Consider the following 25,219-nt stretch of genomic DNA (forward strand, 5'->3'; position numbering starts at 1 on the left):
ATTTTAGCCTCCTCTAATTATAATTTAAAAATTACAACAGCTGCTTCAGCTGCTAAAATTACCTAAATTAATTATATGTTATAAATAAATAATTTGCAATATTTAATCATTAATTTTATCTAATTTAAATTCCTGATGCAAAACATTAATTGCTTTATTGGCATCATCTTTTTTAATTAGACAGGAGATTTTAATTTCAGAGGTGGTAATCATACCAATATTAATGTCGTTCTCTCCTAAAGAAGTAAACATTCTTGCTGCTATACCAGGTGTAGACTGCATTCCCACTCCAACAATTGAAATCTTTGCTACATCACGATCAATACTGTAGTTATCAAATCTTATTTCCGATTTAATATCCTCCAGTACTCTAAGTGCCAGTCTTTCCTGCTCCTGATTTATTGTAAAGGTAATATCATTAAGCTCATCCCGCTGCAGGTTCTGAATAATCATATCAACATTAACTGCATTATCAGCTAAAGATCTAAACATTCTGCCGGCTATTCCTGGTTCATCAGGTACTCTTTCAACAGTAATTTTAATTTCTCCTAAATCACTCGCTACTCCAACTACATTTTTTTTGCCTTCCATTTGCTCATCTCCTCTAACAATTGTGCCTGTAGTTTTATTAAAACTAGATGCTATATATAATTTTAAATCATAGGTATTTGCCAGTTCTACTGCTCTTGGATGTAAAACATTGGCCCCCAAATTAGCTAATTCTAACATTTCTTCATATGAAATATAATCTAATTTGCTTGCATTTTTGACAATCCTTGGGTCAGCAGTATATACACCATCAACATCCGAATAAATTTCACAGCGGTCTGCCTCAATAGCAGCTGCAACTGCAACTGTAGTCGTATCTGAGCCACCTCTACCTAAAGTTGTGAAATCCTGATTCTCATTAATCCCTTGAAAACCAGCAACTATAACTATTTTATTCTCTGCTAACTCTTTTTTTAAACGGGTAGTGTCAATATCAGTAATCATTGCCCGGTTATGTTTTTCATTTGTTTTGATTTTCATTTGACTTCCCGTTAGTGAAATAGCTGGATAGCCCAAAGAATGAATTGCCATAGTTAATAATGCTATTGAAACCTGCTCCCCGGTAGTCAAAAGCATATCTACTTCTCTTGGATCTGGATCATCAGTTATTTCCGCCATTAATTCAATTAAATGATCAGTTGTATCTCCCATAGCAGAGACTACTACAATCATCTGATTGCCTTCCTCATATCCCTCAATTACTCTTTTGGCAACATTTTTAATCAATTCTGCATTCGCTACTGAACTTCCTCCATACTTTTGTACAATTAATGACAATTGTTTCACCTTCCTGTTGTTATAAAGTTATTATTCTGCTTTAACTGGTATAATATTATTAACAGTTAATACTCCTTTAAGCTTCTCGACTTCTTGCAGTATTATTTCCAAGTTTTTTTCCGTGATTTCCTTAGTTATAATTATAACTGGCAGCAGGGGTGTTTCAGTTAAGTTATCATGTAAAATTAAATCTGCCAGATTTTTTTCTGAAAAGATATTTTTTATTTCTTCAATAATTTCTTCATCCTTTTCCAGCTGCAGTCTGATATAAAATGATTGTTTTTGATTATGGTAAAAATCAAAGGTATTCTTAATCTCTGTTTCTAAACCAAAAGCAATTTTATTCTTATTATTCTTAACTGCATTTATCAAATCTAAACTCAAAAGATTTGTCAGTGCTGAATCAGTGTTTTCAGCTATGAAATTAGTTTTTGCGTTATAAGCTGAGATAAATTCAACTGCATTACTATTTTCATTAACTGAAGCTAAAAAATGATTTCTTCTAATTAAATTTGGTCTAACCCCGATGTAAAGATTCCCATTTTCTTTTTTCATTGAAGCTAATAGTTTTATTCTATAGCCAAGTTCTGAAGCATATATCAAATCATAACTGGTAATTCCCTTAATTCCCTTAACCTTAATTAATTGAGGATCTACAGCTATATTATAAAATAAATTTGCTAATAAAACAATTTCATATAAACTGTCTAGCCCTCCTAAATCTAATTCTGGATTTTCTTCAATATAGCTTAACTCTTTAGCCTGTTCCAGTGTTTCTTTCATAGAAATAGTGTTTTTTTCCATCTCAGTTAAAATAAAATTAGTCGCTGCATTTAAAATAGCATTCATTTCTGTGACTTCATCCAGAGCAAAGAAATTATCAATTAGAGACTTCAGCGGCAGCGGAGAAAAAGCGGCAGCATAATAAAGTTTAGCCTGATATTTTTCTTCAAATCTTTTAAAATCACCAAAATTTTCTGCAAGTACCTGTTTGTTTGAGGTTATGACATTTTTTTTATTTTTTAAACTTTGGGTAATATGTCTTACTGAATCTTCATTCTGACTTAAGTCAATAATTATATCGACTTTAGAATTAGAAAACAGCTCCTTAAAATTATCCACTACTTTTATTGGATTAATGTCTTTTATATGTAACTGTTTAAAATTAATTTTTTTTTGGGGAGAAAAATTATAAATCAATTCAAGTTCTATTTTTTCTCCCGCTAAATTTTCTATTTTGTTTTTATTTTTAGCAAAAAAACTAATAAATGAATTAAAAGATTCCTGGTTAGCAATCAAAGCTGCTTTAGCCATTTTTAGATATCTCCTCTTTTAGACTCTGGTATAAACTTTTATTATAGGCTTTAATTATATAAAAATTTGAATTAATTGCAAGTGAATCATAAATTTTTTTCATTTCGGCTGCAATTAACTCTTCATTTTCTAATGCCAGCGCCAAAATTGTCGGCCCTGCTCCACTTAATGCAGCCCCAGCAGCGCCATTAAGATAGGCTGTATCTATTATTTTATCAAAAGCCTTGATTAACTGTTTACGGTAGGGCTGATGGAGCTGATCATCCATTGCAGTTTTTAATAATTTATAGTCCTGATTAATAAAAGCTGCTGTTAAAAGACTAATCCGGCTAAGGTTTGAAATAGCAGCTGAAAAATTTATCTTGTCTGGTAAAACCTGTCTTAATTTTTCAGTTTTAAGCTCATAATCCGGCACTAATAAAATACAGTTTATATTTTGATCCACGTTTATTTTATAATAATCATAGTTATCATTGCAATAAAAATTTACTGTTAAACCTCCAACAAGTGCAGGTACAACATTATCAGGGTGCTTTTCCAGCTCAACTGCAAGCTGTATAAAATCCTTTTCTGTTATCAATTCTTCAGAAACTACTGCAGCTGCTGCAAGGCCACCAATGATTGCTGAAGCACTGCTGCCTAATCCTCGAGCCAGTGGGGTATTCATTTCTTCAACAATTTCTGCTCCAATTAAATCTCTGTTTAAAAACTCAAAGTATTTCTGATAAGCCTGGGCAATTAAATTATCTGAAGCAGCTATTTTAATTTCTTGGTCTTTATTTTGGTCGATTACCTTAATTTTAAGCTCTTGGTCAGCTCTTTTTTTTATTTTAAAATTATTAAATAAATTTAAAGCTAATCCCAAAGTATCATAACCCGGGCCAAGATTTGCTGATGTTGCTGGAACTTTAATTTCAGTCATATTATTTTCCTTTCTTATATCTTTTTTACTCCTGTGTGGCCAAAACCGCCTTCCCCACGCTGACTTTCACTTAGACTTTCAACTTCATTCCATTCGATGATGTTAACTTTTTGTATTATTAACTGAGCAATCCGATCATTAAGATTTATCTTAAAATCTTCTGGGCCGTGGTTGATTAAAATTACACCAATCTCACCTCTATAGCCAGAATCTATGACTCCATCTGCATTTAAGACAGTTACTCCCTTTTTTAAGGCCAGGCCGCTGCGGGGATAAACAAAAGCTGCATAGCCTTTTGGAACAGCAATTTTTAAACCAGTTTTTATTAATTTATATTCACCACTTTTTATAGTCAGTTCTTCAGCTGCATGAAGATCCAGACCGGCGTCTTCTCCATAATGCTGATATTGTGGTAATTCTATCTCTTTATTCAACCTTTCTACTTTAATTTCCATTATCATCATCCTTTATTTTAGTTTGTAAACCAGTCAGAGAATTAATCTGATAGTTATTATTATAGATTAGATCTTCAATTTTGACAAATTCATATTCTTTTTTCAGCATTGGAATAATTTCGGCAAGAATTTCTACAATATTATTTGAATCATTATGAAAGAGCAGTATATCACCTGCATTGATATTATTTTTGATTCGATTGACTATATAGTTTTTTCCTGGATCCATCCAGTCATGAGAGTCCAAACTCCACTGGACAACCTGATACCCCAATTCTCTAGCTGTTTTAATAAGCAGCTGGTTATATTCACCATATGGAGCTCTAAATAATTTTGATTTTAATTTATTAACCTGATAACTTTCAATTATGGCTTCAGTTTTAAGCAGTTCCTCTGTTATTTCTGCCTGATTTAAAGAATTAAAATGAGGATGACTGTAGGAATGGTTATAGATTTGATGACCGGCAGTAGTTATTTTTTTAACTAATTCAGAATTATTTTCCAGCCAGATTCCAGCAAAGAAAAATGAAACAGGAATCTCTTCATCAGCAAAAAGATCTAATAGGGCTTCAGTTTGATTGCTGCCCCAGGCGCCATCAACTGTGAGAGTTATTTTATTATCAGTTCGATCTACCTGATAAATTGGCACCATCCTGCTGCCGCTGTAATCTTCAAAATAAGCCATATCTTCGGAAGCTCCAGCTGTAAAGCTGAAAGTAAAAATAAAAATTAGAATAAAAAAAGAAGCCAGCTTTAAATAAAAAAGCTGGAAAGTTTTATTTGTTCTATTATACAAACGGTTCACCCCTATTCTATAAAAACGTGATCCCCAATTTTAGTAATGACTCTTCTTCCCCGAAAGAAACTTACTCTAGTTGCAGTTTTGGGATTATAAAAATAGAGAGCTCCATTTGTTGGGTCACTGCCATTTAAAGCGTCCCTTGCTGCTCTATATGCTTTCTGATTTGGAGTTAGATTAATCTGACCATCACTGACAGCGGAAAACTGCCCTCCCTGATAAATTACCTGAGCAAACGTGTTGGGAAATTGACGACTAAGGACTCGATTTATAATAACTGCAGCAACAGCTACCTGACCTAAGTAAGGCTCACCTCTAGATTCACCGTAAATTGCTCTTGCTAAAAGATTAAGCTCCTGTTTGCTCACTCTTTTATTTAAAATTTGGTGTGAAGTTAAATTATGAACAGGTAATCTAATTTTTTCTCCACTTCTTAAAAAGCTATTACTTTTATTATTTAAAGCTAAAATTGTACCAATTGTGGTGCTGAAATCGCGGGCTAAATCATACAGTGTATCTCCAGGTCCTACATAATAATCAATAATCTTGTCTCTTGGTATTTTATCGATATCAGGTGCCTGATGGCCCGGATTAATTCTGGCAGCATAATGGGTATTTATTGAAAAAGAAAGACTTTCTTTTTCAGATTTATAATCAGTAAAAATCTCTTTAGCACTTTGATTAGAATCTTTGCTTTTAGATTCTAGCTGTGGAATTATTAATTCATCACCCATTTTTATACTAGCTTCATTTGTGATATTGTTTTTTGCCTTCAGCTGCTCTAAACTAATACCATAGTCATCTGCTATTTCAGAAAGTGTATCCCCCTGCTGAATTACATAGATCAGACTCAGGCTGGGAGCAGCATAGATAACTGCTGAAAAGAAAATTAGTATTAAAAAAATTAAAGTTGTTGATATGAATAATTTATTTTTTATCATATTTTAGCTCCATTATCATCTATTTTTTCAACCAGTTTGTGACAATTAAGTTCCTTCACAGGGCAGCCTTCCGGTAGTGAATCTAAAAATTTCTGTCCATATGATCTGGTTTTAACTCGGCGGTCAAATAAAATTATTAGACCCTTATCCTTTTTTGAACGGATTAAACGACCAAAGCCCTGACGGAATTTAATTACCGCCTGTGGTAAAGCCAAATTATAGAAGGGGTTTAGCCCCTCTGCTTTTAATAAATCTTCTTTCGCCTGATATAAAGGCTCTCCCGGGACGGGAAAAGGAAGTTTTACCATAACTAAATACCTTAAAATATCTCCAGGTAAATCTACACCTTCCCAGAAACTTGAGGTTCCAAAAATAACTGTATTATACTCAGATCTAAATTCCTGCATTATATAATTTCTTGATAATTTTGACTGAGATAAAATCCTAATTCCCAATTCTTCTAACTCGTCTTTCAGGTTATTATAACAATAACTGAGCATTCTGTATGAGGTAAATAAAACCATTGTTGAGCCTCTGCTTTTAGAAATTATCTTTTTTAAATTAAGAACAAGCTCTTTTAAAAAATTTTTATTACCAGGATCGGGGAAATCAACTGGTATCAATAACTCTGCCTGCTTGGAATAATCAAAAGGGGACTCCACCTTTAGTTCTTCAGCTTTTTTTATACCAGTTTCTCGGTAAAAATAATCAAAAGAATTAGCAGCAGTTATAGTAGCAGAAGTAAAAATTACATTTGTTAATTTTGACCACAGCATATCTGGCAAAAATTTACCAGCATCTATCGGAGCTGATTTCTGAACTATCTGTTCAGAGCCGCGATAATAGCTTGATTCCAACCAAAAAACAAAGTCATCATCTGCTGCATCCAAATTGAATTCTATCCTCTTAATCAAATCATGACAGCGATTAATACTTGATTTAATTTTCATTTCACTTTCATCAGTCTCAGCTTCTAAACCAAGATACAAATTCTCATATATAATTTGTAAAAAAGAAAAATCATTTTTTAAATAGGCAGCTAAATCCTGGGCAGTTTGATGAAACTCCTGCCATTTTGGCTGTGACTGTAGTTTTTGATCGACTGTAATCTTCTTATCTTTATAGTCTGCAATTAAATCTTTTAACTCATTAAAATATTGCGGAATTAAATCCCTTATTTTTTGGGTTGTTGGAATAATTCTTTTATCTAAAATATCTCTTAATCTTTTCTGATCACTATCTACAGCAAAGGCTATATCTTCCCGAATTTCTGATAAAAGAGAGTTTTTGTCACCACTTAGTCTTTTTAGCCAGTTATCAAGTAAAGGTTGATATAAGGGATGTCCTAAATGATCTGTCGCAATTTCTCCAATATTATGAGCCTCATCAATAATTAAATGATTAAAATTTGGTAAAATTCCTCGATCAGCAGAGCCAGTATCATCTTTAACTCTGGCATCAGATAAAAGAAGATGATGATTTACTATTAAAATATCAGCCTTATAGATAGCTTTTCTAGCCTGCATAAAATAACAGTTAGAATAAAATGGACAGGAAGTTTTTAAACAGAGATCACTCTCAGCAGCAATTTGATTCCAGATTGATTTATTTAGCTGAAAGTTTATTTCAGATTTTTCTCCAGCTTCGGTCTGTTTTTTCCAGTCATTTAATTCATTAAAAAGATCTGCTTCAATTGCTAATTCATCATTTTCAAAATTCTTTTTGAAGTTTTTAAATTTACGGAGGCAGAGATAATTGTTTCTACCTTTAACTAAAACAGCATTAAAATCAAAGCCCAGAACCCTCTGTAAAGTGATTAGGTCTTTGTTTATCAGCTGTTCCTGTAAGTTAATTGTATTTGTAGAAACAACAATTCTGGCCTGATTTAAATTATTATAAAAAAGAGCTGGGATTAAATAGGCAAACGATTTACCAGTACCTGTACCCGCTTCAATAAAATCAAATTGATGTCTATTAAAGGAATCAATAATTTTTTCAGCTGTTTGAAGCTGTTCTTTTCTTTCCGAAAAATTATCAATTTCCTGGGCCAGCTTACCCTCTTTTTTAAAATAACTTAAAATTTCTTTTTTATCTAATTTTTTCTTTTCTTTTTTTGTTCCAGCCTCAACCACAACATAAATATGGTCAGCCTGATTATTTACAATCGCAAAGCCAACTTCTCTTTCTGCCATTTTTGCAGCCAGCCTGATGTCAGCAGCTGATGGGGTCAGGTCACCAGAGGGGTGGTTGTGAATAATCATTTCTCCTGCCATTAAATTGTTAATCACAGCCGGAGCGGAATAACTATTACCTCTTGCCAGCACTTCTATATCTTCAATGATATTCTTATTATTTAATTGAGCTCTCATAAATATTTCATTACCAGAAGCTGCTTCAATTTCGTTTTTAATTGTATTTCCAACTTCTAATAACATTTCAGCACTAGCAGGCAACTTTAGTCCTCCCTTAGTTTTTTTAATAATATAACATCATCATCTTTTTTTTTATCAAACTGAGGTGTTTCTAAAATAAAAACTTTATCCTTTAATTGAGGATGATTGATTAGTCTTTTAAAAGCTTCACTCCCAATTTTACCTTCTCCAAGATGAGCATGCTCATCTTTATTTGTACAGCAGTCATATTTTGAGTCATTAAGGTGAATAACCTTTAACTTTTCTAGCCCAATAAGCTTATCAAAATCTGCAATTAACTCTTCTAAGCCTTTTGCTTCTTTCAAATTATATTTAGCAGTAAAAGCATGACAGCTGTCAACACAGATACCAATTCGTTCCGGATGATCTACAGCTTCTAGAATAGACTTAAGCTGTGAAAATTCTTCTCCAATACTTGTACCTGCTCCAGCAGTGTTTTCTAAAAGAATTAAAGTCTCACTTTCAACTTCAGTTAAAATTTTATTTAAAGCCTCTGCAATTTTTTGAATTCCACTTTCCAGGCCAGAACCTGTATGGCTGCCTGGATGAAAAATCAGGTATTCAGCTCCGAGCCTGTCACAGCGCTGGTATTCAGACTTAAGAGCTGAAATTGATTTTTCCCATAATTCCTTTTTTGGAGATGCCAGATTAATCAGGTAAGCAGCATGTACTACAACTGGATCAATCCTATATTTTTTTCTTGCCGCCCTAAATCTTTCTGCTTCCTCTGCCTCAACTTCACGCATTTTCCAGCCACGTGGATTTTTGACAAAAATCTGCATTGAATTACAGCCAATATCAGCTGCTCTTTTAAAGGATTTATCAAGGCCGCCAGCTATAGAAACATGTTTACCCAAAATCATCTTAAAATCCATCTCCAGTTATCTATATTTTTGACCAGTTTAAGGCTTATTAACTAGTCAGGTTTTAAATTATTCTTTATCTTCTAGTTCTTTTTTTGCATCTTTTAGAGATAAATTAATTCTATCCTGGTTATCTATTTCAATAACTTTTACAGGGATTTCATCTCCTACAGAAACAACGTCACCAACTTCTTTTACATGGTGATCAGCTAATTTAGAAATGTGAACAAGGCCTTCTTTGTTTGGCAGAATCTCTACAAAGGCACCAAAGTTCATAATTCTTTTAACCTTACCCTGATAGATCTTTCCGACTTCTACTTCTTCAGTCAGGCGCTCGATCATTTCTTTTGCTTTCTGGCCGCCTTCCTGATCTTCAGTCATAATTTTAACTAGGCCATCGTCTTCAATGTCAATGTCAGCTCCAGTTTCATCAATAATTTTATTGATCATCTTACCACCAGGACCAATAACAAATCTGATCTTTTCAGGATCAATGTTCATAGTGATGATTGCAGGTGCATTTTTAGATAATTCAGGACGAGGTTCTGGAATAACTTCCAGCATCTTATCCATAATATGCATTCTACCTTTTTTAGCTTTGGCTAATGCTTCTTTTAAAACTTCAGAAGATAGACCTTTTAATTTCATATCCATCTGTAAGGCTGTAATACCATCTTTGGTTCCAGCAACTTTAAAGTCCATGTCTCCATGGAAATCTTCAAAGCCCTGAATATCAGATAGAACAACAATCTCATCATCTTTTTTCATTAGTCCCATAGCAATACCTGCAACTGGTGCTTTAATTGGTACACCGGCAGCCATTAATGCTAAACTACTACCACAGATACTTGCCTGAGATGAAGATCCATTTGATTCTAATACCTCAGAAACAATTCTGATTGTATAAGGAAAATCTTCTTCAGAAGGAATAACCGGCAGTAAAGCTTTTTCACCTAAAGTACCGTGTCCAATTTCTCTTCTTCCTGGTGAACGCATTGGAGATGTTTCACCAACACAGAAAGATGGGAAATTGTAATGGTGCATATAGCGTTTGGTCTCATTTTCACCGAGTCCAAATATTGTCTGCTCATCTCTAGCTGAACCTAGAGTTAAAACACTTAAAGCCTGGGTTTCACCTCTGGTAAAGATACCTGATCCATGAGCTCTTGGTACAAAATCAACTTCAGCCCAGATAGGTCTAATTTCATCATATTCTCTACCATCAGGACGAACTCCATCATCAATAATTAAGCTTTTAACAGACTTCTTAATCATTTTTTCAAAAGCTAATTCAAGCTGATCATTTATTTCTTCGTCTTCATCAGGATTGATAGTTGTTTTTAATTCTTCTTTTAACTCATCCAGCCTCTTATTTCTTGGCTTTTTATCCTGAATTTGAATTGCTTCTTTCATTTTTTCTTCCAGAATCTGATCAACCTGTGTCTGAATTTCATCATCTACAGTTGGAGATTCAAATGGTTTCTTTTCTTTGCCAGCTTCTTCTCTAATATCTTCCTGCAGAGAAATAAACTTTTTAATTTCCTCATGAGCAGCATCCATTGCTTCTAAGATTTTTTCTTCACTTACCTCATTAGCACTGGCTTCTACCATCATAATTGCATCTTTACTTCCTGCTACTACCAGGTCAAGATCACTGTTTTCTCTTTCCTCTGCATCTGGATTAATAACAATTTCTCCGTCAACTAATCCAACTTTTACTCCCCCAATTGGGCCAGCAAAAGGAATATCAGATAGAGTTAGGGCAACAGAAGCACCATTTAAAGCCAGAACTTCCGGATCATGATCATCATCTACAGATAAAATTGTAGCAACTATCTGTACATCACGTCTGTATCCGTCTGGAAATAGTGGTCTGATAGAGCGGTCAATTACTCTAGCAGCTAAAGTTGCTTCATCTCTCGGTCTTCCTTCTCTTCTCATAACACTACCAGGAATCTGTCCGATCGCATAGACTCTTTCCTCATAATTAACCATCAATGGGAAATAGTTCATTCCTGGTCTTGGATCATCCATAGTTGCTGTAACTAAAACCTGTGAGTCACCACAGCGGACTACTACTGATCCATTGGCCTGTTTGGCCACCTTACCGGTTTGTAAATTAAATTCATCACCGGCAAAATCAATTGTCCATTCTTTCATATTTTTTTCCTCCTTATTCAAATAAAGAGCGGGGATTGCCCCGCTCTTTTAGTGTGCATTATTAACCGCGAATTCCTAATTTAGAAATAAGTTCACGATAACGCAGAACATCATTATTTTGTAAATATCTTAATAATTTTCTTCTAGTACCAACCATCTTTAGAAGACCTCTTCTTGAATGATGATCATTCTTATGATCTTTTAAGTGTTCGGTTAATTCAGCAATTCTTGCTGTTAAAAGTGCTACCTGGACTTCAGTTGATCCAGTATCGCCTTCTTCTAACTGATATTCCTTAATAATTTCTTGCTTTTTCTCTTTACTTAACATATTAAATTCACCTCCTGTAAAACTCATTCGCCACAAGCCAAGATAACGTCGGAGTGTCGTAATCCTAGCAAGTGGTAATTTAAAACTTTCCTTATAATTTTAACACAAAAGATTACGTGTGTAAAGAACATCTTGCTCCATTTGGGCAATTAATTCTTCTTTGTTATTGAAATTTTTTTCTTCTCGAATAAATTCAATAATATCTACACATATTCTTTTGTCATAAAGATTATCATCAAAATCTAGAATATAAACTTCAAAAGAAATATCTTGATTATTAAAAGTTGGATTATAACCTAAATTTGCTGCAGCAATATATTCTCTGCCATCAAATTTAACTTTAGCTGCATAAACCCCTTCTGGTGGCAGAGCATAATGAGTTTCCAACTTTAAATTTGCAGTTGGAAAACCCAGCTTTCGTCCGATTTTTTTCCCATGCACGACTTTTCCACACATCTGATATGGTCTACCAAGCAATTTTTTAGCCTTTTTTATTTTACCATGTTTTAAAAGATGTCTGATTCTGGTACTAGAAATACGATCATCACTGGCATGCAGTTGTGAAATGATTTTAGCATGATAACCGTGAAGGCTTCCCATTTCTTTTAATATTTCGACATTACCTTCATTTTTATGGGCAAAACGAAAATCATCACCCACCACAACAGTGTTAATTCGAATTTTATCTATTAAAATTTCATTTATAAATTCTTCAGCTCTTAAAGCTGCAAATTCCTGGTTAAATTCCTGTTCAAAATAATAATCTACTCCCATTTCCTGCAGAATTGAAATTTTTTGTCTGCGGGATACAATTGAGGGTGGGGGAGTTTTCCCATGAATTATTTTTAAGGGATGAGGATGAAAAGATAAAACTGCAGCCGGATAATTATTATCTCTAGCCTCTTTTACTGCCTCATTTATAATTAATTGATGGCCCTTATGCAGACCATCAAAGGCCCCAATTGCGAGACAGGTATTGCTTTTTTTATATTTATTATATTCTATGCTTGTTATAACCTGCATATCATTTCCTCCAGCATTAAATAAAAACTTTATGTGGTTGATAGATTGGATAATCATCTACAACTTGATATTGACTAATAGCTAAAAAATCTCCTGCTTCTGAAAAAAGCAAAAAATAATCCTCAATTTCTAAATCAATTTCTGATTCTACAAAATTTTCTTTGATTAAATAATTGCCATTTTCTGCTCTCTGATATTCTTCATCTTTAATAGTATAGTGCGGCAGATCTAAAATTTCATGACTTTCCTGCAAAATAGCTCCACCATATTTTTCAACCTCTTCGAAACTAACAGAGTCCTCCAGTTTAAAAGGACCTGATTTTGTCCGCAGCAAAAAGGTCATAACTGCATTTGTCTTCAGTTGTTCACCAATATCTCTGACCAGAGATCGAATATAAGTTCCTCTTGAAACTTCAGCTCTAAAACGAATTAAAGGCAGGTTAATTTCTAAAAGTTCAATCTTAAAAATTTCAACTTCCCTGCTCTGACGCTCAACTTCAATCCCACGTCTGGCCAACTGATAGAGGCGTGCTCCCTGATAATGCAGAGCAGAATACATTGGTGGAATCTGCTGTATTTTACCCTGAAATTTATGAACAGCTCTCTCAACCTCAGCTGCAGTTAAACGATTCCAGTTTAAATCTTCTCTAATAATCTCGCCTTCTAAATCCAGAGTATCTGTTCTAGTTCCTAATTTCATTTCACAGATATATTCTTTACGGCTGTCATCTAAAAACGGAATAATTTTTGTCGCTTTACCAAAACAAACACCTAAAACACCAGCTGCAGCGGGATCTAAAGTACCTGTATGACCAGCCTTTTTTTCACCTAAAATCCCTCTAAGCTTTTTAATAAGTGCAAATGAAGAAATCCCGGGCGGTTTCAAAATATTTGCTGTACCATTAAACATATTTTTTCGCAGCCTCCACAACTGAATTTATTGTTTCCGAAAGAGTCTTTTCGACAGTAGCACCTGCAGCTCTAGGGTGGCCACCACCATTAAATTCTGCTGCCAGTTTATTTACCTCTGCATAAAAATTAGAACGCAGACTGACCTTTATTTCAGTTTCTTCTTCTTCGGTAAAAAGAATTCCGATTTCAACATCTTCAATATCTCTGGCCATGCTGACCAAACCTTCGGTATAATCTGTCTCTGCTTCATGCATCATCTGACGGCTGACATGAAGCCAGGCTATTTTACCATTTTTGCTTCTTTCGAGAGTGGCAAGAGCAAGTCCCTTTAAAACTAAGGCTTTATAACTAATGCTGCCAAATATTTTTTTGTTAATTTTGTAGATGTCTACTCCAGCATCCATCAATTCAGCTAAAATTCTCAAAACTCGCGAAGAAGTATTCTCATAGCGCAGAGCACCTGTATCGGTAATAATCGCAGTTGCCAGAGGCTCAGCTATCTGTAAAGGTAGGTCAGAACCAATCATCTCTACAGCGAAATTATAAATTATTTCACCAACTGCTGCTTGATCAGGCTTAACTAAATTAATTCTGCCAAAATGACTGTTATCTGCATGATGGTCAATATTAATTATAAAGTCTGCCTTAGTAATTATTTCTTGATCCAGATCTACCCGATCTAAATTTCCAGAATCAAGAGTTATTAAAATATAATTTTCAGCAGCAAGATCTTCCTTTAATTCCTTAGAGTCTGTATAAATTGCCTCACCCTCAGCCTCTAAAAAAGAAAAAGGAGCCAGAGTATCTCGATTAAGATAGGCTCTGGCTTTTTTGTTTTTAATTCTTAACAGGCGGGTAAAAGCAGTTACTGATCCAATACTGTCACCATCTGCACCGACATGGCCAACAATTAAAAAGTTATCATTTTCATTTATTAAATTAATGATTTCTTTAATTTTTTTCTGCATCAGAGTCAGACTCCTTTATCTCTCCTGATTCTTTAAGATCTTTAATTATTTCAGATATGTGAACTCCATTTTCAATAGAATCATCATAGCGGAAAATAATTTCTGGTGTGTGATGAATTTTTACTCTTTCTCCAACAAGCTTGCGGACAAATCCCTGAGCCTGCTGTAAACCTTCCAGAGTTTCTTCTTTCTCTTTATCAGTTCCATAAACACTAACAAAGACCTTAGCATGTCTTAAATCTCCACTAACTTCTACATCAGTTACAGAGACAAAACCAATTCGTGGGTCTTTCATTTCTCTTAGTACAATTTGACTTATTTCTTCTTTCAATAATTCTCCAACTCTTACTGCACGTTTGTTTGACATTTTACCTCACCTCTATAAGGACCTTTTAATCTCCTTATAAGTATAGAATTCGATGATATCTCCAACTTTGATATCATTATAATTTTCAATTCCAATTCCACATTCATAACCAGATTTTACTTCTCTTACATCATTTTCAAATCTCTTTAGCGAAGAAATTGTTCCTTCATGAATCACAACTCCATCTCTAATTAAACGGGCATCATAATTACGGTTTACATGACCGTCTGTAATATAGGCACCGGCAATAATTCCTACATCAGGAACCTTAAAGGTATCTCTAACTTCAGCTCTACCAGTTACCTGTTCTCTCAATTCAGGATCAAGAAGTCCTGCCATCGCATCTTTAATATCTTCAATAGCCTTATAAATAACTCTATAGGTTCTAATATCTACCTGTTCTTTTTCAGCAGCTTTGATTGCATTATTATCCGGTCTTACATTAAAACCAATAATAATTGCATTTGAAGCGCTCGCCAGGTTAACATCAGTTTCATTTACTCCACCAACACCGGTGTGAATAACATTAACAGTAACCTCGTCTGTTCCCAGTCTTAAAAGCGAAGCTTTTAAAGCCTCAATAGAACCCTGAACATCAGCCTTAATAATAATATTAAGTTCCTTAACTTCACCTTCCTGAATCTGCTTATAAAGGTCATCTAAAGAAACCTTTGCATCAGACTGCAGTTCAGCCTGCCTTCTTTCTGCCTGACGGTCAGAAGCCACATCTCTGGCCATTCTCTCATCTTCTAGGGCCTGGACAAAGTCTCCGGCAGCTGGCACCTCATTAAAACCAAGCACCTCAACAGCTGCGGCTGGTCCGGCTTCATCTAAAGAGTCTCCATATTCGTTAAACATAGCTCTAACTCTACCAGAAGTTAAACCAGCTAAAATAGGATCACCAATTTTCAAAGTACCGTTTTTAACCAGAATAGTTGCTACTGGGCCTCTACCTTTATCAAGTTCAGCCTCAATTACAACACCTTCTGCCAGACGGTTAGGATTTGCCTTTAATTCTTCCATTTCAGAAACCAAAATAATCATTTCTAAAAGTTCATCAATGTTTTGCTCCTGCAGTGCAGAAACATTAACACAAATTGTATTTCCACCCCAATCTTCTGGAACTAAACCATATTCGGTTAATTCCTGTTTAACTCTTTCTGGTTGGGCATTTGCTTTATCAATTTTGTTAATTGCAACAATGATTGGAATACCTGCAGCTTTAGCATGGTTAATTGCTTCTTCTGTTTGAGGCATAATTCCATCATCAGCTGCTACAACTAAAATTGCAATATCAGTTAATTGAGCACCACGTGCTCTCATAGCTGTAAAAGCTTCGTGACCGGGTGTATCAATAAAAGTTATTAATTTATCATTAACTTCTGCCTGATAAGCACCGATATGCTGGGTAATTCCTCCAGCTTCACTGCCGGCAACTCTACTTTTTCTGATTACATCTAAAAGAGTTGTTTTACCGTGGTCAACATGACCCATTACTGTTACAATTGGGGGACGAGGTTTAAGATCTTCTTCTTTATCTTCAATCTCAGGTCCAACCCTCATTTGAGCAGTTTCTTCCTCTTCCGATTTAAACTTAATTTTAACTCCAATTTCTTCAGCTAATAATTCCAGAGTATCTTCATCAAGACTCTGATTTACATTAGCCATAACTCCCATATTCATTAATTCTACAATTAAATTATTAGGAGCTTCACCAATTTCTTCAGCAAACTCTTTAACTGTAATTGGAGTTTCAATTTCTACTGCATCATCTTCTTCTTCAGCTTCAATATCAGCTTCCACAGCTTCTTCAGCTGCATTTTTTTCAGCTTCTTTACTCTCAGCTTCAGCTTTAACAGCCTCTTTATGTGCCTCTTCATTTTCTGCTGCAGTGTTATCACCTGCATACATACCCTTTACAAGTTCTGCTGTTTCATCAGTTATCGTACTCATATGACTTGATACTTCAATATCAAGATCATTTAATAATTCTATTACTTCTTTACTATCCATATCCAGCTCATGAGCCAGATTATATACTCTAATTTTTGCCATACTTGCACCTCCAAAATATTCTGCTGTTAGTTAATCATGTTTAATCTCCTCCGAAATTTGTTCATAAATTTCATCAGAAATATCAATCTTTAATGCTTTTTTTAGTGAATTTTTTTCTACTGCTTTATCTAAGCAATCCATATTAGGACAGAGATAAGCACCTCTTCCGGGGGTTCTTCCTCCCGGATCAACTAAAATTTCTCCTTTATTATTCACCACTCTTAAAAGTTCAATCTTGTCTCTTCTGGCACCACAACCTACACATTTACGAATAGGACTTCTGCTCTGCAATCTCAATCCTCCTTAAGATTTTTTTAGTTAGCACAATAAATTCCATCATTTTTTACTTTTCGTCTATATTTTTATCTAATTCTTCTACTTCATCTGAAATCTCATCAATTAAATCCTCATTGGCTTCTTCAGCATCAGCATCTGGGTCTAATTCTGATGAAGCTGTTCCTTCAAGCTCAGACTGATTTTCGTCTGCTTGTTCTTCAAAATCATCCAAACTGGCTGTAAGTTTAGATGCATCTGCTTTAATTTCTTCAATATTTTCTGGTTCAGCTTCAACTTCAGATTCCTTTTTGATATCTACTTTCCAGCCAGTTAGCTTTGCTGCAAGTCTGGCATTTTGACCTTCTTTACCGATTGCTAATGATAGTTGAAAGTCTGGTACAACAACTTCAGCAATTTTATCAGATTTATTAATATCCACGCTAACAACCTCAGCTGGATTTAAAGCGTTTGCAACAAATACTTCTGGGTCATCATCCCATTTTACAATATCAATTTTCTCATTATTTAATTGATCCACAACAGCCTGAACTCTCATCCCTTTAGGACCTACACAGGCTCCTACAGGATCAACCTGACTGTCAGAACTGCTAACTGCCATTTTAGATCTTTGACCGGCTTCTCTAGCAACTGCTTTGATTTCAACTAAACCTTGAAAAATTTCAGGAACTTCTATTTCAAAAAGTCTTTTTAATAATCCAGGATGAGTCCTGGAAACTAAAATTCTAGGTCCTTTATTAGTTGTACTCACTTCAACTACATAAAGTTTAATTCTTTCCCCGATTTCATACCTTTCACCAGCTATCTGCTCAGAAGGTGGCAGCAGTGCCTCAGTTTTTCCCATATCAATTAGGATATTATCATTATGAAAGCGCTGAATTGTTCCTGTGATCAGCTCATCTTCTTTTTCTTTGTATTGATCAAAGATAACATCTCTTTCTGCTTCTCTGATTCGCTGCATCACAACCTGTTTAGCAGTCTGGGCTGCAATCCGACCAAAATTAGCCGGAGTTACTTCAATTTCTACTATATCACCGATTGTATACTTGCTGTCTATTCTTTCAGCTTCAGTTAAGGATATTTCACTATTTCCATTCTCAACTTCTTCTACAACCTCCTTGCGGGAATAAACTTTAACTTCCCCCGCTTCAGCTGATATTTCAATCCTTACATTATCTTTAGAACCAAAATCTTTTTTATAAGCTGAAACTAAAGCTGTTTCAATGGCCTCCAACAATACATCTTTAGATATACCTTTATCTTTTTCTATATCATCCAGGGCCTGAATGAATTCTACATTCATGCTTTTCCCCCCTTAATATTAAATTTCAAAAGTTAAATTAGCTCTTGCTACTAAATTATAATCAATAGTTAATTCTTCATCATTTTTAAGAATTAAAGTTATTTTTTGGTCTTCAAATTTCTTTAGAGAACCAATAAATTCTTTTTCACCATCTATTTTCTTAAAAGTTTTTACTGCAATTAATTCTCCCTGAAAACGTTCAAAATCCTCTTCAGTTTTAAGAGGCCGTTCAAGCCCCGGAGAAGAAACTTCTAATATATAACTCTTGTCAATAGGATCTTCTTCATCTAGAATAATGCTTAAAGCTCGACTTACTTTTTCACATTCTTCGATAGTTAAATCACCATCTTTGTTTTCTAAGAAGATACGAAGAACCCAATCACTGCCTTCTTTTAGAAATTCAACGTCAATTAATGTTAAATTTTCACTATGGGCAATTGGAAGCACAAAATCTGTTACTGTATCAGCAACTTTCCCCAAATAAAACACCCCTCTTTCTTAAATATTTAATTTTTTTAAAAAAATTTACTTAAACTATAATAAAAGAGTGGGAAGACATCCCCACTCCTAAAAATCAACATTAGTATTTATCAGAACTCTTTCCTTTATAATTCTATCACAGCTTTTTTAGACTTGCAAGTTTTTTAAGGATGCCGAGAGTATGGAAAATATTGGATCAAAAAACAAGATCTAAATTTTTTCCGAAATCCCTGATATTTCAAATGATCTCTATCAAAAATTTCAACTAAAAAAGAGACAGCTGATTTCTCTCAGGCATTCCATCTAAAGAGCCATGTTCTCTTAAAATCTCAATCACTGTCGAAGTAAGTGAGGTTCTGTTTGATAATTCTTCAATTGAGGTGAAATCTGATTTTTGTCTTTCAAGAACTACACTTTCAGCAGCACTGCCTCCTAATCCCTGCAGACTGATTAGAGGTGCTAAAAGCTTATTTTCTTCTTTTTTGATGAATCTGCCAGCAGCTGATTTGTAAATATCAACCGGCAAAAATTCAATCCCCCTCATCATAGCTTCCAGTACAATCCTAAGCACTGTTAATGTTCCACTCTCTTTAGCAGTCATATCATTACCCAGAGCTTCCAGTTCTTCAATTTTATTGATCACCGTCTCCCGTCCATTACAAGCCAGCTGAGCGTCAAAATCATCAGCTTTAATTGAAAAATATGCGGTATAAAAAGCTGCAGGATGGTGTACTTTAAAATAAGCGATTCTATAAGCCATAGTTACATAAGCAGCAGCATGAGCTTTAGGAAACATATATTTAATCTTTTTACAGGAATCAATATACCATTCCGGCACATTATTTTCCCTCATTGCCTGCTCCTCATCTTCAGTCAACCCTCTACCCTTACGCACATGTTCCATAATCCAGAAAGCAGTAGAAGGTTCTACTCCCCGCTGCAGCAGATAATTCATAATATCATCACGTACTGAAATTACTTCAGCCAGCTCTGCTTTTCCCTTTCTGATTAAATCCTGAGCATTATTCAACCAGACATCTGTTCCGTGGGAAAGTCCACTTATTCGAACCAGCTCAGCAAAGGTAGTCGGTCTGGTATCTCTCAGCATCTGCTGAACAAAGGAAGTACCAAATTCAGGTATTCCAAGAGTTCCAATATCCGTTCCGAGTAAATCCGGATCGACCCCCAGAATCTCAGTTCCAGAAAAAATACTCATCGTATCCTGGTCATCAAGTGGAATATCCTTTGGTTCAATTCCAGTCATATCCTGCAGCAGCCTGAGTGATGTTGGATCATCATGGCCGAGTAAATCAAGTTTTAAGATTCTACCACTAATTGAGTGGTAATCAAAGTGGGTAGTTCTAATATCTGTGTCCTGGTCATTTGCAGGATGCTGGATCGGACTGAAATCAAAAATACTGTTGGCCTTGGGCACAATCATCAATCCACCTGGATGCTGTCCGGTAGTTCTACGCACACCAGTACAGCCAGCTACCAGGCGATCAATTTCCGCCCTTTTAACATCCATACCCTTATCATCAAGGTAATTTTTGACAAAGCCAAAGGCTGTTCGGTCAGCAATTGTAGAAATTGTGCCTGCTTTATAAACATAGTCCCTGCCGAAGAATTCTTCAGTATATTTATGAATTTTGCCCTGGTATTCGCCAGAAAAATTAAGATCGATATCAGGAACTTTATCCCCTTTAAAGCCCATAAAGACTTCAAAAGGTATATCAAAACCATCTTTAATATATTCACAACCACAATCAGGACAGACTTTATCCGGTAAATCAACTCCAGTTCCAATTGAACCATCAGTAATAAATTCATGTTTTGAACACTCCGGACAGCGATAGTGTGGTGGTAAGGGGTTAACCTCAGTTATTTCAGTCATTGTTGCCACAAAAGAAGAGCCAACTGATCCCCTTGAACCTACTAAATAGCCATCCTCCAAAGATTTCTTAACAAGTTTGTGAGCGATTAAGTAAATAACAGCGAAACCATTCTCAATAATTGAAGAAAGTTCTTTTTCCAGCCGATCGACAACTAGTTTTGGCAGTTCTTCACCATAAAACTCATGTGCCCTCTGGTAAGACATCTCTCTAATTTCCGCTTCAGCCCCTTCAATTTCAGGTGTGAAAAGACCGTCAGGTATTGGTTTAATATTTTCAATCTGCTCCAATATTTGATTTGGATTATCAATCACAATTTCTGCTGCTGTCTCCTCACCAAAATAGGCAAATTCTGAAAGCATTTCCTCTGTAGTTCTATAATAAATTGGGGGCTGCTGATCTGCATCATTAAAGCCCTGTCCTGTCTGAAGAATTTCTCTAAAAATACTATCTTTCGGATCTAAAAAATGAGCATCTGAAGTTGCAACAACAGGCTTATTGAGTTCCTGACCAAGCTGGTATATTTTTTTATTAATATCCTTTAAATCTTCTTTTGAATTAACTTTATCTGGAATTAAAAATTGGTTATTACCCAGAGGCTGCAGCTCAAGATAATCATATAACTTAGCTATTTTTTTAATTTCATTTCTTGGTCTGTTGTTGACAAATGCTTTATAGATCTGACCTGCTTCACAGGCCGAACCAATCAGCAGACCTTCCCGGTGCTGGAGTAAGATACTCTTTAAGATTCTCGGTTTTTTGTAAAAATTATTCAGATGAGAAATTGAAATTAACTTATATAAGTTTTTAAGGCCTTTTTTATTTTTGGCTAAAATAACAGCGTGGAAGGGCCTTAAATCCTTCCAGTCAATCTTAGAAATATAATTATTAATCTGATTAAGATTATTTGTTTCATCAGCTTGAATAAGCTCTAATAAATTGTTGAGTATCTCGGCTGTTGCTTTGGCATCATCTAAAGCTCGGTGGTGATTTTCTAAATCTACATTAAAATATTCAGCAAGTGTATTTAGTTTATAATTTTTAGTATCCTTTACTACTGCTCTGGCAAGTCCCAGAGTATCTAAAACAGTATAATCATCCCTTTTAATCTCTAATTTTTCTAAAGCAGTTCGGATAAAACCATAATCAAAATCAGCATTATGGGCTACTAGTACACCATCACCTGCAAATTCAACAAAATTGTTAATAACCTCAGCTAATCCAGGGGCATCTTTAACCATTCGGTCATTGATTCCTGTTATTTCAGTTATTTTAGCAGGTATTTTAACTCCCGGGTTGATAAAAGACTTGAATTCATCAATCTTTTCACCAGCCTTAATTTTAACGGCCCCAATTTCTATTATTTCATGCTGAGACGGATTGAGACCGGTAGTTTCTAAGTCAAAAACTATAAACTCTGTCTCATCAATTTGAGCAGAATAAGGGTTGTTGATGATTGGTTCTCCATCATCAACTAGATAAGCTTCAACTCCATAAATAATCTGGACATCATGTTTTTGACCGGCAGCATAGGCATCAGGAAAGGCCTGAACAACACCGTGATCTGTAATTGCTATTGCTTTATGACCCCAGTCACCAGCTCTTTTAACAACATCTTTGACATTAATAACTGAGTCCATTGCACTCATCTGAGTGTGCAGGTGAAGTTCGACTCTTTTGTCTTCTGACTGGTCCATTCGCCTTTCTTTTTCTAAAGGCATTAAATCATTAAAAATGATTCCCCATTCCTTGCTGTAGGGGTCAAAAGCCACCTTACCTCTAATTTTAAGATGCTGGCCTTTGCTTAAACTGTCTAAAAAATCATCTTTGTCATCACTAAAACATTTTGCAGAAATGGAACTATCATAATCTGTAATTTTTAATATATATAAATAACTTCCTTTTCTAGTCTGGCGGACATCAATGTCAAAAAGATCAGCTTCTACAATCACTGAAGGAATCTCAGTATCCAATTCTTTTAAACTGTGAGTTTTCTGACCTCTAATCACACGTCCATAGCGGTCTTTTTTCTTACCGCCTCTGCTTTTATTCCGGGAAGAATTACCACCTGCAGAATTACCATTTGAATAATTTTGAGTAGGAGGTGCAGTTCTTTCTGAACGCTGTTTAAATTTAGCTGGATCAGTATTCTCTTCAATCTCAGGCAAAAAGTCACCATTATGAACTGATACTTTCTTTATATCTGCTAAATATTTACCAATATTATTCTCTAAAAAGTTAATTACCTTTGGCTGAGCCAGCTTTTTTTGGGCCATTTTTGTTTCTAACTTTATTTTCAGTTCCTGGTTCTCTAAAAACAGCTGGGCTCTTTTTAACCAGTTAGTACTGAAAGAAAAATATGATTCAAAGTTTTTAATTATCTGCGGCCAGATTAAAAACAATTCCTCTTTCAGACTCAAATTTGAGATTATTTCTAACTGAAATTCCTGCTCCTTTAATGAAAGCTTCTGATTTAAATCATTTTCTATCTCCGCTTTATTTTCAGAATCTGTGATACAATAAACTATTTTTTTCTGCTGGTCACAGATTAAATATTTATATAAGCTGTTTTCTTTAATTGAACTTAGTGCCTTTATCATTAATTACTCCTTCCAGAGAGTTGTTAACCTAAGAAATCTCTGTAAATAATTCTTCAACTTTTGTTTCTAATTTATCTAACTCGATTTCCATTTTCTCATTTGTTGACCTAATCATAGCTTCAACAACACCATTTTCAAGTGAACGAGAACCAATGGTCAAACGAAGTGGAATTCCTATTAATTCTGAATCATTAAACTTAACTCCTGCTCTTTCCTGACGGTCATCGATTAATACTTCCCAGCCTCGATCTTTTAAGTTCTGATAAATTTCTTCAGATTTTTCCTGAACTAATTCATCATTACCTAAGGGAAGAATTATGATCTGGTAAGGAGCAATAGCTTTGGGCCATTTAATTCCATACTGATCATTGTTTTGTTCAATTGCAGCAGCTACCAAACGGGTAATTCCAATTCCATAACTTCCCATTACAATTGGCTGTGCTTTCCCATTTTCGTCTAAATAATTTGCTCCCATATTTTCACTATATTTGGTTCCTAATTTAAAGATATGGCCAACTTCAATACCATCTTTGATATTCAACTTGCCGCTATCACATTTAGCACAATTTTCGCCTTCTTTAACCGAACGCAAATCTGTAAAAGCTTCAACTTCAAAATCTCTGCCGGCTTTAACATCTTTAAAATGGTAATCTTTTTCATTAGCACCAACAACAGCACCTGACATATTTTGAAGTCTTTTGTCAGCTATAATTCTAACATCAGTTAAATTAACTGGGCCAATAAATCCGGGAACACTATTAAATAATTCTTCAAATTCTTCCTCTTCCGCAGGCCGCAGCTCATTTACCTGCAGATAGTTAATTAATTTGATTTCATTTAACTCATCTTCACCGGAAACTAATGCTAATACTGCTTCTCCATCAGCAACCATCGCTACAGCTTTAATCATTTTAGCAGCTGGAACCTCTAAATATTCTACTAACTGCTCAATAGTTTTAATCTCAGGTGTATGTATTTTTTCGAAATCTGATTCCACTTCAAAATCAATCTCAACTTTATCTGAAACAGCTCTTTCCACATTTGCCGCATAATCACAGTGACTGCAGAATGCAATTTCATCTTCTCCAGAATCAGCTAAAACCATAAATTCGTGTGAATCTTTTCCTCCCATTGCTCCTGTATCAGCTTCAACTGCAACTGCTTCTAAACCACATTCAGCAAAAATTCTTTCATAAGCATCAAACATCGCCTGATAGCTTTTATCCAATCCAGAATAATCGATATCCAAACTATAGGCATCTTTCATGATAAATTCACGACCGCGCATTACACCGAAACGAGGTCTGATCTCATCTCTGACCTTAGTCTGAATCTGATATAAATTTAAAGGTAAATCTTTATAAGAACGAACTTCATCTCTGACTAGATCAGTTACAACTTCCTCATGAGTTGGTCCCAGACAATATTCTCTATTTTTACGGTCCAAAAACTTGATCATTAAAGGACCAAATTTGTCCCATCTCTTAGAATTCTTCCAGATTTCAGATGTCTGCATAACCGGCAGCAGAACCTCCTGAGCTTCACTATTGTCCATATGTTTTCTAGTAATCTTTTCAATCTTTTTGATAACTCGATAGCCCAAAGGCAGATAAGAATAAATTCCGGAAGAATGTTTTCTCATCATTCCTGCTCTCAGCATTAGTTTATGACTTGTTACCTCTGCTTCCGCTGGATCTTCCTTCAATGTTGGTAAATATAATTTTGACATGCGCATTTCACACCACTCCTATTTCTGTTCAAATAACTTACTGATATTTTTATTAT

Annotated in this window: 20 protein-coding genes; all 20 read right to left on the reverse strand. The window is 34.9% G+C overall.

The window, feature by feature from the left end:
- Nucleotides 1-102 precede the first annotated feature (102 nt).
- The 20 genes from ACZ446_RS07405 to ACZ446_RS07500 all read right to left on the reverse strand — a co-directional run bounded on the left by ACZ446_RS07405 (nucleotide 103) and on the right by ACZ446_RS07500 (nucleotide 25,169).
- Nucleotides 103-1,326: an aspartate kinase gene (locus tag ACZ446_RS07405; protein WP_464391945.1), complete on the reverse strand. Its 1,224-nt coding sequence runs from the start codon at nucleotides 1,324-1,326 to the stop codon at nucleotides 103-105.
- A gap of 30 nt (nucleotides 1,327-1,356) precedes the next feature.
- Nucleotides 1,357-2,640, reverse strand: coding sequence for a homoserine dehydrogenase (locus ACZ446_RS07410; RefSeq protein WP_464391946.1), 1,284 nt, complete (start codon nucleotides 2,638-2,640; stop codon nucleotides 1,357-1,359).
- A complete protein-coding gene (gene thrB, locus ACZ446_RS07415) occupies nucleotides 2,633-3,562 on the reverse strand; it encodes a homoserine kinase (RefSeq protein WP_464391947.1) in 930 nt (309 codons plus the stop codon). The genes ACZ446_RS07410 and thrB overlap by 8 nt, the downstream gene beginning before the upstream one ends.
- A 14-nt stretch (nucleotides 3,563-3,576) precedes the next feature.
- Nucleotides 3,577-4,017, reverse strand: a complete 441-nt coding sequence (dut, locus tag ACZ446_RS07420) for a dUTP diphosphatase (protein WP_464391948.1) — start codon at nucleotides 4,015-4,017, stop codon at nucleotides 3,577-3,579.
- On the reverse strand, nucleotides 4,007-4,813 hold the full coding sequence (locus ACZ446_RS07425) for a polysaccharide deacetylase family protein (protein ID WP_464391949.1): 807 nt from the start codon (nucleotides 4,811-4,813) through the stop codon (nucleotides 4,007-4,009). Before ACZ446_RS07425 ends, dut begins: the two co-directional genes overlap by 11 nt.
- Before the next feature lie 11 nt (nucleotides 4,814-4,824).
- Nucleotides 4,825-5,757, reverse strand: a complete 933-nt coding sequence (locus tag ACZ446_RS07430; protein WP_464391950.1) for a cell wall hydrolase — start codon at nucleotides 5,755-5,757, stop codon at nucleotides 4,825-4,827.
- The gene (locus tag ACZ446_RS07435) at nucleotides 5,754-8,210 is read right to left on the reverse strand and encodes a helicase C-terminal domain-containing protein (RefSeq protein ID WP_464391951.1); all 2,457 of its coding nucleotides are present in this window, start codon (nucleotides 8,208-8,210) and stop codon (nucleotides 5,754-5,756) included. Before ACZ446_RS07435 ends, ACZ446_RS07430 begins: the two co-directional genes overlap by 4 nt.
- A gap of 2 nt (nucleotides 8,211-8,212) precedes the next feature.
- Nucleotides 8,213-9,064, reverse strand: a complete 852-nt coding sequence (locus tag ACZ446_RS07440; protein ID WP_464391952.1) for a deoxyribonuclease IV — start codon at nucleotides 9,062-9,064, stop codon at nucleotides 8,213-8,215.
- Nucleotides 9,065-9,121: 57 nt separating this feature from the next.
- Nucleotides 9,122-11,212 (reverse strand): polyribonucleotide nucleotidyltransferase, encoded by a 2,091-nt coding sequence (locus ACZ446_RS07445; RefSeq protein ID WP_464391953.1) that lies wholly within the window; start codon nucleotides 11,210-11,212, stop codon nucleotides 9,122-9,124.
- 61 nt (nucleotides 11,213-11,273) lie between these two features.
- On the reverse strand, nucleotides 11,274-11,540 hold the full coding sequence (gene rpsO, locus ACZ446_RS07450; protein ID WP_464391954.1) for a 30S ribosomal protein S15: 267 nt from the start codon (nucleotides 11,538-11,540) through the stop codon (nucleotides 11,274-11,276).
- Nucleotides 11,541-11,639: 99 nt separating this feature from the next.
- Nucleotides 11,640-12,563, reverse strand: a complete 924-nt coding sequence (locus ACZ446_RS07455; RefSeq protein WP_464391955.1) for a bifunctional riboflavin kinase/FAD synthetase — start codon at nucleotides 12,561-12,563, stop codon at nucleotides 11,640-11,642.
- A 16-nt stretch (nucleotides 12,564-12,579) separates the two neighbouring features.
- Nucleotides 12,580-13,473 carry a tRNA pseudouridine(55) synthase TruB gene (gene truB, locus ACZ446_RS07460; protein WP_464391956.1) on the reverse strand — a complete coding sequence of 298 codons (894 nt, stop codon included), beginning with the start codon at nucleotides 13,471-13,473 and terminating at the stop codon, nucleotides 12,580-12,582.
- Entirely contained in the window at nucleotides 13,466-14,443 is a 978-nt protein-coding gene (locus tag ACZ446_RS07465) for a DHH family phosphoesterase (protein ID WP_464391957.1), read from the reverse strand. The genes truB and ACZ446_RS07465 overlap by 8 nt, the downstream gene beginning before the upstream one ends.
- Complete coding sequence (rbfA, locus tag ACZ446_RS07470; protein WP_464391958.1) at nucleotides 14,427-14,810, reverse strand: 30S ribosome-binding factor RbfA; 384 nt, start codon at nucleotides 14,808-14,810, stop codon at nucleotides 14,427-14,429. Before rbfA ends, ACZ446_RS07465 begins: the two co-directional genes overlap by 17 nt.
- 12 nt (nucleotides 14,811-14,822) lie before the next feature.
- Complete coding sequence (infB, locus tag ACZ446_RS07475) at nucleotides 14,823-16,865, reverse strand: translation initiation factor IF-2 (protein WP_464391959.1); 2,043 nt, start codon at nucleotides 16,863-16,865, stop codon at nucleotides 14,823-14,825.
- 30 nt (nucleotides 16,866-16,895) lie between these two features.
- Nucleotides 16,896-17,156 (reverse strand): RNase P modulator RnpM, encoded by a 261-nt coding sequence (rnpM, locus tag ACZ446_RS07480; RefSeq protein WP_464391960.1) that lies wholly within the window; start codon nucleotides 17,154-17,156, stop codon nucleotides 16,896-16,898.
- 52 nt (nucleotides 17,157-17,208) lie between these two features.
- Complete coding sequence (gene nusA / locus ACZ446_RS07485) at nucleotides 17,209-18,462, reverse strand: transcription termination factor NusA (RefSeq protein ID WP_464391961.1); 1,254 nt, start codon at nucleotides 18,460-18,462, stop codon at nucleotides 17,209-17,211.
- Nucleotides 18,463-18,480: 18 nt separating this feature from the next.
- Entirely contained in the window at nucleotides 18,481-18,951 is a 471-nt protein-coding gene (locus ACZ446_RS07490) for a ribosome maturation factor RimP (RefSeq protein WP_464391962.1), read from the reverse strand.
- A gap of 256 nt (nucleotides 18,952-19,207) precedes the next feature.
- The gene (locus ACZ446_RS07495) at nucleotides 19,208-23,434 is read right to left on the reverse strand and encodes a PolC-type DNA polymerase III (RefSeq protein ID WP_464391963.1); all 4,227 of its coding nucleotides are present in this window, start codon (nucleotides 23,432-23,434) and stop codon (nucleotides 19,208-19,210) included.
- A gap of 28 nt (nucleotides 23,435-23,462) precedes the next feature.
- A complete protein-coding gene (locus tag ACZ446_RS07500; protein ID WP_464391964.1) occupies nucleotides 23,463-25,169 on the reverse strand; it encodes a proline--tRNA ligase in 1,707 nt (568 codons plus the stop codon).
- Between the last annotated feature and the right edge of the window lie 50 nt (nucleotides 25,170-25,219).

This window comes from Halanaerobium sehlinense (assembly GCF_055379485.1).